Genomic DNA, 16,422 nt, shown 5'->3' with positions numbered 1-16,422 from the left:
GGGGCCTCACGGCCAGCGTGTTCTCGGCGGCTCGTACGGCGGGATGTCGCGGCCGGGCTGATAGTGCGGCCCCTGCCGGATGTGGCGAATGATCATGATGAGGTCAACCACGACCACCACCGTCAGCACCGCGCACGCCGCGGTCCAGCCCGGCCGGCCCTCCAGGGCGAAGCCGACCGTGCCACCGAGGGCCCAGATCAGGCCCCAGATGCTCAGCCACAGCCGCATCCGCAGGGGGCTGCGGGCGGTGATCGGTTCGTTACCGGTGCGCAGCATGATGATCGCCTCTAAGAGAGGTCTACCCGCTGCGGCGCGCGTGAAAGCCGGGAGGGGGAGCCGATCCCTGGGGCCCAGGGCGTGGGGCGTGCCCGGAATTGCCGCAGTGTCCCGGGGGCGGGATGGCTAGGGTGGCGCGCATGCTGCTCGTCGACGACCTCCCCGAGACTCTGCTCGACCTCGCCGTCCCGCACGAGGACATCAACGAACTGACCGCGCTGGCCGCCCGGTTCACCGCCGAACCCGAGCTCGGCGAGCTGCTGGACCGAGCGGTGCGGGGCCTTGTACAGGACATCGGGACCATCGGACTCCGCCCCGAACCGCCCGCGCTGCCAGCCGGGTTGGGGGAGCTGGAGCGCTGGTTCCCCGTGTACGTCGCCATCGCGGCGCTGCCGCACATCAGGGCGTACCACCGGCAACGAGAGATCCCCGAGGACATCGCCCGCCGTACGCTCGCCGACCTCGGCCGGCACATCGCGGTGCACCGCAGGCGGCGCGGAAACGGTGGGCTCGACGCGCCCGGCTGGCTGCGGCTGCACTTCCGCGGGGAGATCTACCAGCTCGGCCGGCTCCAGTTCCAGCGCTCGCGGCTCGGGGAGCGTACGAGCCGGGCCGTCCAGGCCGCCGGTCTGGAGGCGGACCCCGACGACACCTGCCTGAGTCTTCATATCCCGGACTTCCAGGGTCCGTTGACACCCAGCGCCTGCGCCGACTCCATCGCCGAGGCCAAGGAGTTCTTCGCGCGCCACTACCCCGAGGAGCGGTACCGGGTGGGCGTCTGCCACTCCTGGCTGCTCGACCCGCAGCTGGGCGACCATCTCCCCGAGCGCTCCAACATTCTGCGATTTCAAGGTTTGTTCTGTACCGCATACAAAGACGACGAGCCGTCCGACCGCGACCCCGTCGGCTTCGTGTTCGGCGACCCGGAACTACCCATTGCGCAGCTTCCGCAGCGCACCCGGGTGGAGCAGGCCGTCGCGCAGCACCTGCTGGACGGCGGCCACTGGTACGTGGGCCATGGCTGGCTGGAGCTCTAGAAGCTAGGGCCAGAGGGACACCAGCTGGGGGCGGGGCCCCGTGGCCCGCTCGGTGCGGTCCGGGCCGCCTCAGTGCACAAAGGTGTAGCTGCGCCAAGGCGGGGCCTTCGGCGCCACGTTGTTGGCGAACCTGCTGCCGATGTACGTCGTGGCCTTGCCGGTGCAGTTCGGTGTCGGGTACATGACCATGTCGACCAGGGTGTTGTTGTTGAGGTACGTCGCGCCGGTCGGCGGGAGCCGGTGGCAGCCCCGCACCTTCGGGCTGGTCAGCATGACGGGCTGCTCCGTGCCGGTCGAGTAGGAGATCGTTCCGATCGCCGTCCGGTCGAGCTCCGAGCAGGCCGCGGTGGCGAGGGCGAGCAGCACGGCCCCGGCGACGATCGCCGCGCGACGGCGGCGCGAGGCCGGGGCGGGGGACTGGGACGCGGGCACGGACATGAGCGGTCCTCGTCTGTACGGCATGGCTGCGGCGGTCAGTGCCGCCAGCCTGCCCCCTGCCGGTCGTTCCGGCATCCGGTGTGCCGCGTCGATAGCCCGCCCGAGCGACCGGGCCGCGCATCACCTCCCCTTCGTCTTGTGTGGTGCGCGCACATCACCTCACGGCGGTGCTGATGGGCCTGCTGGGCGGGGGCGGCGTCGCGAGCGCCGCCGGGACGGCCGGGTATCCCTCCTGCCTGCCGTTGGAGGCAAGCTACGGCGCGGGCACCGCGACCCGGCTGGGATGGCACCCCGGCCCAGCCGATGCTGGCCCAGACCCGCCACGCGCTGGGCCTTTACGCACGGCCGGCGGCAGGGTACGAGAGATTGCGGTGCCCGGAGCCGGGCACGCGGTCCATGTCGAACGTCCCGCGGAGTTCGGCACGGCCCTGCTCGAAACCCTGTCGGAAGGCGTACGAACCTGATGGAACCCATCCGAACGACCCGCCAGGGCGCGGTGCGAGGACGGCTCGTCGCCGACGGCGTGGCCGCCTTCCTCGGCATCCCGTTCGCCGCACCCCCCTTCGGGGAGGCACGCTTTCGCGCACCCGCGCCGGCCGCCTCCTGGGACGGCGTCCGCGACGCGCTCTCCTATGGAGCGAGCGTCCCCAGAGCCCCGTACGCGCCGCCCTTCGACACCCTCCTCCCGGACGACGGCTCCCAGGGCGAGGACTGCCTCAACCTCAACATCTGGACACCGAACCCGCTCCCCGGCGGCGGACTCCCCGTGATGGTGTGGATCCACGGCGGGGCCTTCGCCAATGGCTCCGGATCGGCGTCCGCGTACGATGGAAGCGCCTTCGCCCGCGACGGTGTGGTGTACGTGAGCATCAACTACCGGCTCGGCACCGACGGCTTCCTGCGGCTGCCCGACCGGCCCGACAACCGGGGGCTGCTCGACCAGATCGCCGCCCTGGAATGGGTCCGCGACAACATCGAGGCCTTCGGCGGTGACCCCGGCCGGGTGACCGTCTTCGGCGAGTCCGCGGGCGCCATGAGCATCGGCGCGCTGCTGTCACTGCCCCGCACACGCGGACTGTTCCGGCGCGCGATCCTGCAGAGCGGCGCCGCCCACCACTTCCTGCGGCCCGCCTCGGCCGAACTGATCACGGCCAGGCTCGCCGGGAAGCTCGGCATCGAGGCGACGGCGGAGGACTTCGCCGCCGTGCCCCTCGAAGAGCTGCTGCGCGCGCAGGCGCAGCTGCGGGGCGAGATCGGTGCCCGCCCGGATCCGGCGCTGTGGGGCGAGGCGGCGCTCAACATGATGCCGTTCGAACCCGTCCTCGACGAGCTGCCGCTTCCCGCGCCCGACTGCGGGGTAGAGCTCCTGGCCGGCAGCAACCGCGAGGAGTACCGCCTCTTCCTGGTGCCGACCGAACGCATCGACGTACTGCCGCAGTCCAGGCTCCGGCTGGCGACGACGGCGTACGGACTCGACCCCGACAAGGCGCTGCGTGTATACGCGGAGCGCCGACCGGGCGCCGTGCCCGGTGAGCTGTTCGACGCGGTCACGACCGACTGGTTCTACCGGATCCCGGCCATCCGGATCGCCGAGTCGGTGCCCGGCTCGTACATGTACGAGTTCGCCCGGCGCTCCCCGGCCCACGGTGGCAGACTCGGCGCCTGCCACGCCTCAGAGCTGGCCTTCGTCTTCGACCGGCTCGATGACCCGGAGTACGCCCAGATCCTCGGCGAGCGGCCTCCGCAGGCACTCGCGGACGCGATGCACGGGGCCTGGGTGGCCTTCGCGAAGACCGGTGATCCGGGCTGGGCTCCGTATGACCGCGAGAGCCGGACGACCAAGGTCTTCGATGTCGCGCCGACCGTCGAGAGCGACCCCCGCGGCGAGGAACGTGCCTTGTGGGAGGGGGTGCGCTGAGGCCGCGGGGCCCATTGTCAGACCCCGCCCGTAAGGTCGTAGAACAGTCGCGGACCACGCGATGAACGACGACCCGCGGACGAAGGGAGGTGACCGGCCACATGACCCAGCCGACACCGACGCGACACCCGGAGCGGCCGACGGCCTCCCGCGCCTGGCAGGAGCAGCCCGAGCACCGGTATGGGCCGGAGCCCCGCCACGGCTTCGCCCGGGAGCACGAGGCGGGGGCCGCGGGGGCAGGGCCCGCCGCGCCTCCGTGGGCCTGGACGGCCGCGGCCGCCGTGTTCCTGCCCGCCGGGCTGCCGCGCGACGGAAGGGTCGCCTTCTGGGACCCCGCCCAGGGGCCGGTGCCGCAGGGAACGCTGGGTGAGGTGACCCAGCTGACCGTGGTGCGCCGCCACGGCGCGGGCGCCCGCAGCCGCAAGGTCCCCGCTCTCCTCGTGGCCGTCGTAGACGCCCTTCCGGCGCTGATCGCGGCCCGCCGCCACCGCGCCGCACACCCGGCGGCGGCCTGCTGGGGCGCCGCCGCACTGCACGCCCTGCACCTCGTCGCCCGCGGCAGGCTGCTGCCCGGACTCACCTCGACCAGCCACGACGCCTGGCGGGCCGGACCACTGGACGCCGACGACATCGCCCAGCTGCGGGCCATCGCCGCCGCCATGCCGTACGAGGCGTACGCCGCCCCCGTCCCGGGCCGGGGAGCCCTCCAACTGCCCGACCCCGAGGCACTGGTGCGGTCCTTCCTCGACGCGGTCGCGGACAGCCTGCCGCGCACCCCGGCCGCGGCGTACGCGGCGGGAGCCCCGTTCGCCGCGCCCGCCGCCCAGCACCTGCCCGCCGCCCGTGCCTGGGCGGCGGAGGCGGCCGCGGGCATGGACGCGGGCGTACGGGTGTCGCTCCGCCTGGACCTGTCCGGATACGAGTTGTTCGACACGGTGTCCGAGGAGGAGGGCGAGGCCCGGCGCGCGGGCTCGGCGATCGTCCAGGTGCACAGCCTCGCCGACCCCACCCTCGTCGTCGACGCGGCCCGCCTCTGGGCGGACGGCGAGGAGCCGGGGAGCCGGGCCGGAAGCGGCGACCGGGCACGAACCGGCGGAATCGGCTCCGGAGTTGACGCCTTCGGCCCGCGGGCCCGGATCGACGCGCTGCTCGCCCTGCGCCGCGCGGCCCGCGTCTGGCCGCCGCTGGGACTGCTCCTGGAGCGGAGCGTCCCCGATGTACTGCCGCTCACCGAGACCGAGTTGTACGAGCTGCTCGGCGAGGCATCGGCGAGGCTGGACGCGGCGGGCGTCGCCGTCCACTGGCCGCGCGAACTGGCCCGTACGCTGAGCGCCGCCGCCGTCGTACGGCCGGCGCCCGGCTCGGCGACCGACGGCACCTCCTTCTTCGACGCCGAGGAACTCCTCGCCTTCAACTGGCAGTTGGCGCTCGGCGGTGAACCGCTCAGCGACGCCGAAATGGATGTGCTCGCCGAATCCCACCGTCCGATCGTGCGGCTGCGCGACCAGTGGGTGATCGCCGACCCCGAGCTCGTCCGCAAGGCACGCAAGCGCGACCTGGGCCTGCTCGACCCCGTGGACGCGCTGTCCGTCGCGCTCACCGGCACCGCGGAGATCGACGGCGAGACGGTCGAGGCGGTCCCGGTCGGCGCGCTGGCGGTGCTCCGCGACCGGCTCCTCGAAGGCCCCGCGACGGCCGAGCAGCCGCCCGGCCTGAACGCGACACTGCGCGACTACCAACTGCGCGGCCTGGCCTGGCTGGAGCTGATGACCTCGCTGGGCCTCGGCGGTTGCCTCGCCGACGACATGGGCCTCGGCAAGACGATCACCGTGATCGCCCTGCATCTGCGCCGGGCCCGCACCGAGCCGACCCTGGTGGTCTGCCCGGCCTCACTGCTCGGCAACTGGCAGCGGGAGATCACCCGGTTCGCGCCGGGCGTCCCGGTCCACCGCTTCCACGGCAGCAGCCGCACCCTGGAGGACATCGAAGGCGGCTTCGTCCTCACCACCTACGGCACGATGCGCGGCAGCGCGCCCCAACTGGCCGCCCACACCTGGAACATGGTGGTCGCGGACGAGGCCCAGCACGTCAAGAACCCCTTCTCGGCGACCGCGAAGGCGCTGCGCACCATCCCCGCCCCGGCCAGGATCGCGCTCACCGGCACCCCGGTGGAGAACAACCTCTCCGAGCTGTGGGCGCTGCTCGACTGGACGACCCCCGGGCTGCTCGGCCCCCTGAAGGCGTTCCGGGCCCGGCACGCCCGGCTGGTCGAGAACGGCGAGGACGAGGACGCGGCGGCCCGCCTCTCCCGTCTGGTCCGCCCCTTCCTCCTGCGGAGGAAGAAGTCCGACCCGGGCATCGTGCCCGAACTGCCGCCCAAGACGGAGACCGACCACCCCGTGCCGCTCACCCGCGAACAGGCCGCCCTCTACGAGGCGGTGGTCCGCGAGGTGATGACGGCGGTCGAGGCCTCGGAGGGCATCGCCCGCCGCGCCCAGATCATGAAGCTGCTCACCGCGCTGAAGCAGATCTGCAACCACCCCGCCCAGTACCTGAAGGAGGCGGCTCCGCGCCTTTCGTCCCGCTCCGGGAAACTGGCCCTGCTCGAAGAACTGGTGGACACCATCCTCAGCGAGGACGGCTCGGTGCTGGTCTTCACCCAGTACGTCGCCATGGCCCGGCTGCTCTCCACGCACCTCACCGCACGCGGCGTGCCCTCCCAACTGCTCCACGGGGGAACGCCGGTGACCGAGCGGGACCGCCTGGTCGACGCCTTCCAGTCCGGCGAGGTCCCCGTCTTCATCCTCTCCCTGAAGGCCGCCGGGACCGGTCTCAACCTCACCCGCGCGGGCCATGTCATCCACTACGACCGGTGGTGGAACCCGGCAGTGGAGGAACAGGCCACCGACCGCGCCTACCGCATCGGCCAGACCCAGCCGGTCCAGGTCCACCGCCTGATCGCGGAGGGCACGGTCGAGGACCGCATCGCCGAAATGCTGGAACAGAAACGCCAGTTGGCGGAGGCCGTCCTGGGCTGCGGCGAAAGCGCCCTGACCGAACTCACCGACCGGGAACTGGCCGACCTGATCTCGCTGCGGAGGACGCCATGACCGCCCGCCCGTCCATCCGCACCCCCCGTCACGACGATCGCCGCCGCACCTATCCCACGCTCGGCGCCCGCTCCGAGCGGGCCGGGACCTGGTGGGGCGACGCCTGGGTGGAGGCCCTGGAGGAACTCGCCCTGGACCCGGCCAGACTGGCACGCGGGCGCGCCTACGCGGCGGCCGGCAACGTGGACGCGATCACCGTCACGCCCGGCCGGATCACCGCGTACGTGCACGGCTCCCGCCCGCGCCCCTACCGTACGGAACTGCGTCTGCGCACCCTCCCCGACCAGGCCTGGGAGGACTTCCTCGACACCGCGGCGGCGGCACCCGCCCACATCGCCGCGCTCCTCGACAAGGACCTTCCGCACGCCCTGGCCGATGAGGCGGCCCTGCTGCCCGCCTCCGGCGATTTGATCCCCGACTGCTCCTGCCCCGACGACGGCTATCCCTGCAAGCACGCGGCGGCGCTCTGCTACCAGACCGCCCGGCTCCTGGACGAGGATCCGTTCGTGCTGCTGCTGATGCGGGGGAGGGGTGAGCAGGAAGTCCTCGCCGCGCTCACCCGGCGCAATGCCACCCGCATGGCCGTCGAGCGGGTGGCCCCCGCCCCTCAACTCCCCACCGTCCAGGCCCGTACGGCGGTCCAGTCGCGCACGCTCCCCCCTCTCCCGCCGCCGTTCCCCATGCCGCCGAGGCCGGGCCACCCGCCCGCCTTCCCCGAGGTGCACGGGGGCCCCGACCCGCTGTCCCTCGACCTCCTCGCCACCGAGGCGGCCATCCGCGCCCACACGCTCCTCAGCACCGGAGAGGACCCGATCGCCCCGCTCTCCATCTGGCAGGACGCCGTCCGCCTCGCCGCCGCCCACCCCGGCTCCGGCCTCACCTCGGCCACCCGGGCGCTCTACACGTCCCTGACCCGGGCCACCGACCGCACCCCCACCGACCTGGCACGCGCGGTGGCCGCCTGGCGACAGGGCGGCATAGCGGCACTCGGCGTACTGGAAACCCCCTGGGATCCGCCGGCGGGCCCCTTCGACCGCGCCCGCCCTGCCCTGACCGCCGCCGGATTCCCGGACTTCCGCCCCAGCCGCAACCGCCTCGCCACCCGGACCACCCAACTCCGCTACGGCCGCGACGGGCTCTGGTACGGATACGAATCGGACCCGGAGAGAGAGGACTGGTGGCCGCGCGGCACCCCGGACGCGGATCCGGTGGGAGCGCTCACGGCGCTGCTCGGCTGAACCGCGAGGCCTGAACGGGTCGTGGCCCAGGGTGCCGATATGCCTCGGCGGCCGGGTCTCACACGCTCGCCGCCCACTGCGTCAGCTGCCTGAAGTCCGCCTCGCGCAAGCCTTGTCGGGGGTGTACGCGCAACAGGAGCGCGGGTGAATCGTGGTTGTCGCGCACATAAGTGTCGTCCAGGTTGGTGATCATGTCGTCCACCCAGGCGAAAGGGCGGCCCGCGGCCCACTTCAGCAGGGGTCTGGTCTTCCAGTACAGGCCGTCCGGATCGGTGGCGAAGAGCTCGGGCCAGGCGATGAAGGGGAGGTCGGGCGGGAGGCCGATGACCGGCGCGATCATTTCGTTCGCCTCGTTCATCCAGGTGGTGGCCCACACCAGTTCGTACGGGAGGGAGCGGAGCCGTGGGCCGTGGGAGGAGTTGAGATAGACGCGCAGGCCCCACCGGTGCGCGCGGGAGCCCGGTGTCTGTCGGGAGAGCCAGGACGAGGGGTGGAGGCGGTGGGCGCGGTAGCCGCGCACCTGGGGGAGGCGGGCGGCGTAGGGGTTGAGCGGGCCGTCCACGTCGAGGAGCAGCAAGGGGCGAGCCGGCGCAGTCGTCATGGGGGAGGGATACCCAGGGGGATGGTTCAAGTGTGGGGCGGGAAAGGGGAGTTGTGGAGGCCGGGAGTCCGCTCCGGCTCGCGCGTACCCGCGCTACGCGGGGGGAGGCTCGGCTTCCCTGGCCCAGGAGGCCAGTACCGCGTCGATCGCCGCGGCGACCCCCGCCCGCGCCCGGTTGTGCGGAACCCGGGCCATGAGCAGCGCGTCGTACTCCGTGTCCAGATGCCGTACGGAGGCGCGTACGGCGGCCGTCACGGCGGCTTCGTCCAGTGCGCGACCCGCCGCCGACCGGCCCACCCTGCCGCTGCCGCGCACCGAGGCGTGGAGCGCGATGTCGCGGGCCCGTTCGGCCGGGCAGTACGGAAACAGACGCAGGATCTCCTCGGTCAGCGCGGCGGTGAACCGTACGTCCTCGGCGGCGCGGCGCTCGGCGTCCCGGGCGCGCCGCCGGGCGCGCGCCTCGGCGTCGGCGAGGCAGGCGGCCTCCGCGGCGGCGAGGGCCGGCTCCTCGACGAAGACGCCCTGGCGCTCGTAGCGTCGTCGGCGCCGGTTGAAGCGGATCACGACGGCGGAGAGCGAACTGCCCGCGCGGGCCCGGCGGGTCAGCGCGGTGTCGCCGCGCGGCAGGAAGACCAGATGGCCGAGGTCCGAGCAGTCCAGGCAGCGCGGAACGCCGGATTCCAGGACGAGATGGCGCAGCGGGGCGCGGTCGCACTCGGTGCAGCGATGGTGCCGCCGGGGTTCTATGACGAGGATGGGACAGCCTCCTTCTTGACGCCGCCCTGGGCGGCGACCGGCCCTGTCTCCTCGCACCCCCACAGGGCTCTCTTCGCGTACTCGCCCTTCTGTGATTCCCCGCTCAATGGCCGGTCGAACAGGGCGGATTGGCCTTGCCGTTCGTGGATCCACCGCTGTCGTGTCGTTGCTCACCGCGGCGATGCCCGGATCCTGCCGTCAAGGTCAAGTCGGCCCGCCCCGCATGATGGAGGCGTGCGACTCGAAGCGATCACCTGGGAACGGCTGACCGGGGCTCTCACCGAACGGGCCATGGACCTCAAGGCGGCCGACGGCAGCCCCTGGCTGCGCATCGGCATCGACGGTGCCCCGGCGGCCCGCCCCGCGGAGCTGGCGGAACGCGTGGCGGAATCGCTCCGCCTTCGCGGCAGGTCCGTTCTCACGGTCTCGACCGAGGGCTTCCTGCGACCGGCCTCGTTGCGCTACGAGTACGGCCGCGAGGACCCGGACACGTACTACGACGGCTGGTTCGACACCGGCGCCCTGTGGCGGGAGGTGTTCGGACCACTGGAGCCGGGCGGCACCGGCCGGGTACTGCCCGACCTCTGGGACCCGGCGACCGACCGGGCGACCCGAAGCCCCTACCGACTTCTCCCCGAAGGAGGAGTGCTGGTCCTGCACGGCCCCTTGCTCCTCGGCCGCTGGTTCCCCTTCGACCTCACCGTGCACCTCGGGCTGTCCGCACCTGCCCTGCGACGCCGCACGGAAGAGAACGCCCGCTGGACGCTCACCGCCTTCGAACGCTACGAAGCCGAGGTGTGGCCGGGGGACGCCGCCGATGTTGTCGTACGCGTCGACGATCCTCGGCATCCGGCTTGGACGGACATCCCCTAGCCGACCGGCAGGCAGACTGCCTGGGACTGGAAGACGCGTTCCGTGGCCCGGCCCCCGCTGAAGTACTGGCTGAAGGGCATCGGCGAGTTGTACAGGGTGGACCAGCCGTCACGGTAGCGCCGTTCGACGCGGAACCAGCCGGTGCGGGTGGCCTTCCCGGCCTGGCCCGACCGGAGGGCAACCGGCGGGAAGACCACAGGTGATCGGGTCGGCGAAGCCGTCGGCCGGCACGATGACCTGGCTCTCCTGGCACGCCCGTCCATCATTTGCCACCACCCCTACCCCAACGGTGGCCTTCCTCCCACCAGCCCCACCGCCAGTGCTCCCGCCCGGCACCCCGCCTCCGCCGCCTCCCTCGGGGGCGCGCAGGTCAGGTGGGCGGCGAGGAAGGCGCCGGTGAAGGCGTCGCCCGCGCCGGTGGAGTCCAGGGCTGTCGCCTGCGGCGCCGCGACTTCCGCGATGACCTCCCCGGCAGCGGCCACCAGCGCTCCTGCCGCGCCCAGGGTGACCGCCACCAGGGGGAACTGGCGGCTCAACTTGGCTGCGGCGTCGGCTGGTTCGGGCAGTCCGGTCAGGAAGGCCGCCTCGTCCGCGTTGGGCAGCAGGATGTCCGTGCCCTCGGCCATGGCCAGGAAGCGGTCGACGCCCAGCGCGTGGATGAAGCCGGTCGATGCCGGGTCCAGGCTCACGGTGACGCGGGTCCGCTGGGCCGACTTCCTTGCGACGAGGGCCAGTTCGCGGCTCGGGTCGGCGAAGAGAAGGTACCCGGAGAGGTGGAGGTGGGAGACGCCGTCGAGGAGGGTGGGCGACCAGTCGGCGGGGTTCATGCGGTGGACGGCGCCGCTGTCGGTCAGGAAGGTGCGCTCCGCCGTCGCCGTGTCGACCAGGGCGATCACGGTCGCGGTGGGTGCGTCGGCGTCCGGGATCAGCAGGGGGCGCACGCCGGCCCGGCGCAGCCGAAGATCGTGCCAGCCGGCCGAGTCCCGGCCGACCCGGGCCAGCAGGCGTACGTCCGGACAGCCCGAATGGGCCGCCCAGCAGGCCGCGTTGGCGCCCGCGCCGCCTGGCACCGTACGGATGTGGGCCATGGTGTCCGTCGCGGACGCGAGCGGGCCGCGATGCCGGGCGACCACGTCGGTGACGACGTCCCCGACGACGAGGAGCCCACCGCCCGAGCCGGTCAGCCCGCCGTCGGCGCCGGGGCACCCGTCATCCGCCTCGGTGCGCCCGCCGCCCGTGCCGGTGCGCCCGCCGCCCACCCCTGTCCGGTCGTCACCCGCACCCGCGGCATCCCTCACAGCGCCGCCGCGATGTCCGCGGCGAGCCGGACGTTGCCGCGCACCGCCGCCACGTTCGCCTCCAGTGAGGCGCCGTCCGTGTGCTCGACCAGGTAGCCGAGGAGGAACGGGGTCACCGCCTGGCCCGTGACGCCAGCGGCCCGGCAGGCGGCGAGGCCCGCCGCGAGCACCTCGTCGTGCAGTCGCGGATCGAGTTGTTCGGCCTCGGGTACGGGATTGGCCACGATCAGCGCCGAGTTGAGCGCGAGTGAACGATGGGCCCGCAGCACGTCCGCGGCCTCCTGAGGCGTGCGTACCGTCCAGTCGACCGGCTCGCCCGAACTGGAGAGGTAGAACCCGGGGAAGCGGTCCGTGCCGTAGCCGAGCACGCCGATTCCCAGCGTCTCCAGGCGCTGGAGCGTGGCCGGTACATCGAGGATCGACTTCACGCCGGCGCACACCACGGCGATCGGAGTGCGGGCGAGGAGTCGCAGATCCGCCGACTCGTCCTGCGTCTCGGCCCATTCGCGGTGTACGCCGCCGAGCCCGCCGGTCGCGAAGACGCGCAGGCCCGCCCGCGCGGCCAGGAACGCGGTCGCCGACACGGTCGTCGCCCCACTCGCCCCGGTCGCCAGGGCCATCGGCAGATCGCGGTGCCCCAGCTTGCGCAACTCCTCGTTCGCCACCCGCTCCAACTGCGCCTTGTCCAGGCCCACCAGGGGCCGCCCGTCGAGGACGGCGATCGTCGCGGGAACGGCGCCCTTGGCCCGTACCAGTTGCTCAAGCTCGGTGGCGACCCGCAGATTGCGCGGCCGGGGGAGGCCGTGCGAGATGATCGTCGACTCCAGGGCGACAACCGGACGGCCTTCGTCGAGGGCGGTCCGTACTTCGTCCGACACCTTGCTCGCATCAGGTACGTCGTCAAAGGGCATGCCCCATCCCTGGCACGTCCGGAAGCCGGGTAAACGTTCTGCCGCGCGGGGCCGGGGCCGGGCTGCGGATGTCGACGCGCCGCACGTAGCCAAGGACAGCTCGGCTGAGGGCAGCGGCAGATCCGGGCCGCTCGCTCCGGCATTCCAACTTCTTCCTGACGAAGCCGGTTTGAGCGACTGCGCGCCGGCTGAGGAGACGCGCTGGACAGACTGTCGCGGAGGGGTGGTCAGACCTGGCCGGACTGCCGGTCGGAGCCGTTGCCGTACGCGGCTAGATTGACCGGCCATGAGCACCATGGACCAGGCCCGCACCGCCCCCGACTCCGCTGCTTCTCCCGACTCGCTTGCTTCTCCCCACTCGCTCGTCGCACCCGCATCCTTTGCCGTGCACATTGCCGACGCCGAACTGGAGCCGGAGCCGCTCGACCCCGGACAGATCGTCTCCGGCACCCCGGAGGTGACCGGGAAGGTGCTGTGGGAGTCGGCGGACGGGAAGCAGATACGGGGCATCTGGCAGATCACCCCGGGCGTGGTGACCGACACCGAGGCCAGCGAACTCTTCGTGGTGATCAGCGGTCGCGCCACCGTCGAGGTGGCGGGCGGCGACACGCTGGAGGTCGGCCCCGGCGACGCATGCGTGCTGCGCGAGGGCGACCGAACGACCTGGACCGTCCACGAGACGCTGCGCAAGGCCTACCACATCAGTCTGTAGTCGGGCCCTGAACCGCGTTCCCTGGTTTCGGGAGGCATGAGCCGGCCCCCCGAAACCACCCCCTCGCTGTTCCTTAGGCCGTGCCCCGCGCCCCATGCCGCCGGGATGTGAACAGTGCCAAGCCCGCCATCGGCAGCAGTAATGACGCGCCCACCGCGTTCAGCCAGCCGTAGCCCGCGCGGGCCACGATCAGGCCGGCCGCGAGGCCGCCGAGGCCTGCCGCCACATTCATGGTCAGGTCGCAGAGGCCCTGCACGGCGGCGCGGGCGGGGCCCGGTACGGAGTCGGTCAGCAGGGCCGAACCGGAGACCAGTCCCGCCGACCAGCCGAGGCCCAGCAGGAAGAGTCCCGCCATGGTCTGCCCGTGGCTCGCGCCCGCGGTGCCCGCCAACAGGGCGGCGCAGCACAGCAGTCCGGCCGCCAGACCGATCACCGAGAGCCGCCCGAGGCGGTCGGCGAGCCAGCCCATCACTGGCGAGAACGCGTACATCCCCGCGATGTGGATGCTGATGACCAGGCCGATCAGCTCGATGTCCGCGCCGTGGCGGGTGAGCGCGACCGGCGTCATCGACATGATCGACACCATTGCGGTGTGCGAGACGGCCACGGTGACCAGCGCGAGGCGGGCCCGAGGTGAGTCCCTGACCGCCGCGACCCCGGCCCGCAGCGAGCGGGCCGCCGGGGGCTGCGCCGCGCTGCCGTCCAGTTCGCGTGCGGTCAGCAGGGGGTCCGGGCGCAGCAGTACGGCGACGAGTCCGGCGGAAAGCAGGAACACCCCGGCCGCCCAGACGAACGGGCCCGCGGCCGCCGGTATGCCGAACCCGGTGACGCTGCGCCCGGCGGGTGCGGCGATGTTCGGGCCGAGCACGGCGCCGATCGTCGTCGCCCAGACCACGGTGGAGATCGCCCGGCCCCGCCGGCCGGGCTCGGCGAGGTCGGCGGCGGCGTACCGGGCCTGGAGGTTGCCCAGGGACCCGGCCCCGAAGACGGCCATGCCGCAGAGCAGCAGCGGGAAGCTGTCGAGCACCGCGCCGGTGACCGCGACCACGGCTCCCACCGCGCCGAGGAGATAGGCGAGCACCAGTCCGGGGCGGCGGCCGCGCTTGGTCATAAGCGCGGCCAGCGGCATCGCGAGCAGCGCGGGCCCGGCCACCATGGACGCCGAGGCGAGCCCGGACAGGGCCTGGCTGCCGCTGATCTCGGCGGCCAGTACGGCAGCGAGTGCGATCCCCGTGGCATTCGCGAGTCCGCCGAGTATCTGGCTCGCGATCAGCACTGCGGTTATTCGCCGCCGCAGCGCCGGCAGTGCGGCCCTGTCGGGTGCGCGGCCGGTGTCGGAGGCATCCGGGAGCGTAGTCACTGGCGCAGTGTGCCAGCCCGTACACGCGCACGGTGCAAACGGCCCCCTGGGGCCGCAGCCGCGCAGAATACGGGCTGCCACACATCCCCGGGCCCCCTGGCACCCGCGCACGATGCAAACGGCCCCGGGCCACAGTCGCCCAGAACAGGGCTGCGGCAGCCCGCCCGTACCCCGTACCCGTGCAAGAGACAAACGGCCCCCAGCGCCGCCGCAACCCCTCAGAACAGCGGCTCCGGCAGCACCCCCTCAAGGGCGAGGAGGCGCCGCTTCGTTTCCAGGCCGCCGCCGAATCCGCCGAGCCCACCGTCGCTCTCCACCACGCGGTGGCAGGGCACCACCACCGGCAGCGGGTTGGCCCCCATGGCCGCGCCCACCGCCTGGGCCGCTCCGGGCTGGCCGACCCGGCGGGCCAGATCGCCGTAGCCCACCACCGTCCCGTACGGAACGCCCGTCGCCAGTTCGCGCAGTACCTGCCGGTTGAAGCCGGACGCGAGCGACCAGTCGAGCGGCAGCGCGAACTCCCGCAGCCCGCCCGCGAAGTAGGCCGCGATCTGACGTATGGGCTCATCCAGTGGACCCGCCCGGCCGGGCACGGCCGGGGCCGGCTCGGTGCCGAACCGGGCGGCGAGGGCCCGCACGGCCCGGTCGCGCACCGCTTCATCCGCGTGGAACACCACGTTGACCAGGCCCTGGCCGGTGGCGGCGAGGAGCAGCGGGCCGATGTCGCTCTCGACGACGGCCCATTCGACGAACTGCGCACTGCTGTCCATGTCGACCACCGTACGGCCGCCCACTGACAGCGCGGCCCGCCCGCGAGAGGCGCGAGGGGCGGAAATCGGCGGCACCAATGGGAACGGATCCGCCCAGACCGGAACTCCCAGGCGCCCGGAGTCGATAAATTGCCCGGAAAATGTTTGCCTGTCGCGCAGCGGGCCCTAGGGTCGCCCCGAACCAGGGCCGCAACAGGGGTAGGGCCTCTTCAGTCGGTACGGGGTGAAGGGCACACGGGTATGCACGGGACGGTCGACGGATTCACCTATGGCCTTGTGACGCCGGTCGCGGCGTTCATCATGGCCTGCCTCGGCGGAGCACTGGGACTGCGCTGCACCGCCCGGTCCCTGCGGACCGAGCGCTCCTTCAAGGCCGCCTGGCTGGCCCTCGGCGCCACCTCCATAGGGTCGGGCATCTGGACCATGCACTTCATCGCGATGATGGGCTTCACGGTCCATGAGGCGCCGCTCGGCTACGACCGGGGCATCACCTTCGCCAGCCTCGCCGTCGCGATCGTGATGGTCGGCATCGGCATCTTCATCGTCGGCTACCGGGGCGCCACCCCCATGGCGCTGGTCACCGGAGGCACGATCACCGGTCTGGGCGTGGCCACCATGCACTACCTGGGCATGGCCGGGATCAGGATGAACGGGCAGTTCGAGTACAACACCCTCATCGTCAGCATCTCCGTGGTGATCGCGGTGGTGGCCGCCACCGCCGCGCTCTGGGCCGCCGTCTCCGTGCATGGCTTCCTGGCCAGTCTGGGGGCCAGCCTCGTCATGGGCGTCGCGGTCAGCGGCATGCACTACACGGGGATGGCCGCGCTCAGCGTCCAGCTGCACGGCACGCATGCCGCGGGCGGCGGGGAGTCGCCGGCCGCCCTGCTCGCGCCGATGCTGATCGGTCCCGTCGCCTTCCTGCTCCTCGCCGGGGTGGTCGTGATGTTCGATCCGCTGGTCGTCATGGGCAAACCGGACTGGGAGAAGCGTCCACCCCGGATCGTCCCGGTGCCCCGGCACCGCCCGTCGTTCCCGGAACGCACCAGCTGGGCGGCTTCCGAGCCCCCGCGCGAAGGCTCGGCCTCCCCGCACGACTGGTGACCGGGACGCGATCGGACCCCGGT

General features: G+C 72.7%; 16 protein-coding genes. 7 read left to right on the top strand and 9 right to left on the bottom strand.

Annotation, left to right across the window (positions count from 1 at the left end; translation table 11 throughout):
* Positions 1-6 precede the first annotated feature (6 nt).
* Positions 7-276: a DUF6343 family protein gene (locus ACIQ8J_RS00890; protein WP_403263491.1), complete on the bottom strand. Its 270-nt coding sequence runs from the start codon at positions 274-276 to the stop codon at positions 7-9.
* Between the two features lie 140 nt (positions 277-416).
* On the opposite strand from ACIQ8J_RS00890, the gene ACIQ8J_RS00885 reads away from it, so the two are divergent.
* The gene (locus ACIQ8J_RS00885) at positions 417-1,313 is read left to right on the top strand and encodes an acyltransferase domain-containing protein (RefSeq protein WP_403263489.1); all 897 of its coding nucleotides are present in this window, start codon (positions 417-419) and stop codon (positions 1,311-1,313) included.
* Between the two features lie 69 nt (positions 1,314-1,382).
* On the opposite strand, the gene ACIQ8J_RS00880 is transcribed toward ACIQ8J_RS00885, so the two are convergent.
* Positions 1,383-1,751 carry a hypothetical protein gene (locus ACIQ8J_RS00880; protein ID WP_403263487.1) on the bottom strand — a complete coding sequence of 123 codons (369 nt, stop codon included), beginning with the start codon at positions 1,749-1,751 and terminating at the stop codon, positions 1,383-1,385.
* A gap of 463 nt (positions 1,752-2,214) precedes the next feature.
* On the opposite strand from ACIQ8J_RS00880, the gene ACIQ8J_RS00875 reads away from it, so the two are divergent.
* The 3 genes from ACIQ8J_RS00875 to ACIQ8J_RS00865 all read left to right on the top strand — a co-directional run bounded on the left by ACIQ8J_RS00875 (position 2,215) and on the right by ACIQ8J_RS00865 (position 8,017).
* Positions 2,215-3,669: a carboxylesterase/lipase family protein gene (locus ACIQ8J_RS00875; protein ID WP_403263485.1), complete on the top strand. Its 1,455-nt coding sequence runs from the start codon at positions 2,215-2,217 to the stop codon at positions 3,667-3,669.
* A gap of 101 nt (positions 3,670-3,770) precedes the next feature.
* Entirely contained in the window at positions 3,771-6,779 is a 3,009-nt protein-coding gene (locus ACIQ8J_RS00870; RefSeq protein ID WP_403263483.1) for an SNF2-related protein, read from the top strand.
* Positions 6,776-8,017 carry an SWIM zinc finger family protein gene (locus ACIQ8J_RS00865; protein WP_403263482.1) on the top strand — a complete coding sequence of 414 codons (1,242 nt, stop codon included), beginning with the start codon at positions 6,776-6,778 and terminating at the stop codon, positions 8,015-8,017. Before ACIQ8J_RS00870 ends, ACIQ8J_RS00865 begins: the two co-directional genes overlap by 4 nt.
* Positions 8,018-8,075: 58 nt before the next feature.
* On the opposite strand, the gene ACIQ8J_RS00860 is transcribed toward ACIQ8J_RS00865, so the two are convergent.
* Entirely contained in the window at positions 8,076-8,618 is a 543-nt protein-coding gene (locus ACIQ8J_RS00860) for a hypothetical protein (RefSeq protein ID WP_403263480.1), read from the bottom strand.
* 93 nt (positions 8,619-8,711) lie between these two features.
* On the bottom strand, positions 8,712-9,431 hold the full coding sequence (locus tag ACIQ8J_RS00855) for a DUF2293 domain-containing protein (RefSeq protein ID WP_403263478.1): 720 nt from the start codon (positions 9,429-9,431) through the stop codon (positions 8,712-8,714).
* A 177-nt stretch (positions 9,432-9,608) separates the two neighbouring features.
* On the opposite strand from ACIQ8J_RS00855, the gene ACIQ8J_RS00850 reads away from it, so the two are divergent.
* Positions 9,609-10,247: a uridine kinase gene (locus tag ACIQ8J_RS00850; RefSeq protein WP_403263476.1), complete on the top strand. Its 639-nt coding sequence runs from the start codon at positions 9,609-9,611 to the stop codon at positions 10,245-10,247.
* Here the strand turns inward: ACIQ8J_RS00850 and ACIQ8J_RS00845 are convergent.
* The 3 genes from ACIQ8J_RS00845 to ACIQ8J_RS00835 all read right to left on the bottom strand — a co-directional run bounded on the left by ACIQ8J_RS00845 (position 10,244) and on the right by ACIQ8J_RS00835 (position 12,456).
* Positions 10,244-10,444, bottom strand: coding sequence for a L,D-transpeptidase (locus tag ACIQ8J_RS00845; RefSeq protein WP_403263474.1), 201 nt, complete (start codon positions 10,442-10,444; stop codon positions 10,244-10,246). The genes ACIQ8J_RS00850 and ACIQ8J_RS00845 overlap by 4 nt on opposite strands.
* A gap of 81 nt (positions 10,445-10,525) precedes the next feature.
* Entirely contained in the window at positions 10,526-11,431 is a 906-nt protein-coding gene (locus ACIQ8J_RS00840; RefSeq protein ID WP_403265135.1) for a carbohydrate kinase family protein, read from the bottom strand.
* Between the two features lie 110 nt (positions 11,432-11,541).
* Positions 11,542-12,456: a pseudouridine-5'-phosphate glycosidase gene (locus tag ACIQ8J_RS00835; RefSeq protein ID WP_403263472.1), complete on the bottom strand. Its 915-nt coding sequence runs from the start codon at positions 12,454-12,456 to the stop codon at positions 11,542-11,544.
* A 286-nt stretch (positions 12,457-12,742) separates the two neighbouring features.
* On the opposite strand from ACIQ8J_RS00835, the gene ACIQ8J_RS00830 reads away from it, so the two are divergent.
* Entirely contained in the window at positions 12,743-13,168 is a 426-nt protein-coding gene (locus ACIQ8J_RS00830) for a cupin domain-containing protein (protein WP_403263470.1), read from the top strand.
* A 73-nt stretch (positions 13,169-13,241) separates the two neighbouring features.
* On the opposite strand, the gene ACIQ8J_RS00825 is transcribed toward ACIQ8J_RS00830, so the two are convergent.
* Together ACIQ8J_RS00825 and ACIQ8J_RS00820 are read right to left on the bottom strand one after the other, a co-directional pair.
* A complete protein-coding gene (locus ACIQ8J_RS00825; RefSeq protein WP_403263468.1) occupies positions 13,242-14,528 on the bottom strand; it encodes an MFS transporter in 1,287 nt (428 codons plus the stop codon).
* 218 nt (positions 14,529-14,746) lie between these two features.
* Positions 14,747-15,298, bottom strand: a complete 552-nt coding sequence (locus ACIQ8J_RS00820) for a methylated-DNA--[protein]-cysteine S-methyltransferase (RefSeq protein ID WP_403263466.1) — start codon at positions 15,296-15,298, stop codon at positions 14,747-14,749.
* 240 nt (positions 15,299-15,538) lie between these two features.
* On the opposite strand from ACIQ8J_RS00820, the gene ACIQ8J_RS00815 reads away from it, so the two are divergent.
* Positions 15,539-16,399: an MHYT domain-containing protein gene (locus ACIQ8J_RS00815; protein WP_403263464.1), complete on the top strand. Its 861-nt coding sequence runs from the start codon at positions 15,539-15,541 to the stop codon at positions 16,397-16,399.
* Positions 16,400-16,422 lie beyond the last annotated feature (23 nt).

This window comes from Streptomyces sp. NPDC094147, from assembly GCF_044764265.1.
Lineage (GTDB): Bacteria > Actinomycetota > Actinomycetes > Streptomycetales > Streptomycetaceae > Streptomyces.
The sequence above is the reverse complement of the archived record's forward strand: the minus strand, read 5'-3'. Positions and strand labels throughout refer to the sequence as shown.

What these genes read in the sequence shown, in the direction of transcription:
- ACIQ8J_RS00890 (WP_403263491.1), bottom strand. Translation starts at nt 276, where the DNA reads ATGCTGCGCACCGGTAACGAACCGATCACCGCCCGCAGCCCCCTGCGG.
- ACIQ8J_RS00885 (WP_403263489.1), top strand. Translation starts at nt 417, where the DNA reads ATGCTGCTCGTCGACGACCTCCCCGAGACTCTGCTCGACCTCGCCGTC.
- ACIQ8J_RS00880 (WP_403263487.1), bottom strand. Translation starts at nt 1,751, where the DNA reads ATGTCCGTGCCCGCGTCCCAGTCCCCCGCCCCGGCCTCGCGCCGCCGT.
- ACIQ8J_RS00875 (WP_403263485.1), top strand. Translation starts at nt 2,215, where the DNA reads ATGGAACCCATCCGAACGACCCGCCAGGGCGCGGTGCGAGGACGGCTC.
- ACIQ8J_RS00870 (WP_403263483.1), top strand. Translation starts at nt 3,771, where the DNA reads ATGACCCAGCCGACACCGACGCGACACCCGGAGCGGCCGACGGCCTCC.
- ACIQ8J_RS00865 (WP_403263482.1), top strand. Translation starts at nt 6,776, where the DNA reads ATGACCGCCCGCCCGTCCATCCGCACCCCCCGTCACGACGATCGCCGC.
- ACIQ8J_RS00860 (WP_403263480.1), bottom strand. Translation starts at nt 8,618, where the DNA reads ATGACGACTGCGCCGGCTCGCCCCTTGCTGCTCCTCGACGTGGACGGC.
- ACIQ8J_RS00835 (WP_403263472.1), bottom strand. Translation starts at nt 12,456, where the DNA reads ATGCCCTTTGACGACGTACCTGATGCGAGCAAGGTGTCGGACGAAGTA.
- ACIQ8J_RS00830 (WP_403263470.1), top strand. Translation starts at nt 12,743, where the DNA reads ATGAGCACCATGGACCAGGCCCGCACCGCCCCCGACTCCGCTGCTTCT.
- ACIQ8J_RS00820 (WP_403263466.1), bottom strand. Translation starts at nt 15,298, where the DNA reads ATGGACAGCAGTGCGCAGTTCGTCGAATGGGCCGTCGTCGAGAGCGAC.
- ACIQ8J_RS00815 (WP_403263464.1), top strand. Translation starts at nt 15,539, where the DNA reads ATGCACGGGACGGTCGACGGATTCACCTATGGCCTTGTGACGCCGGTC.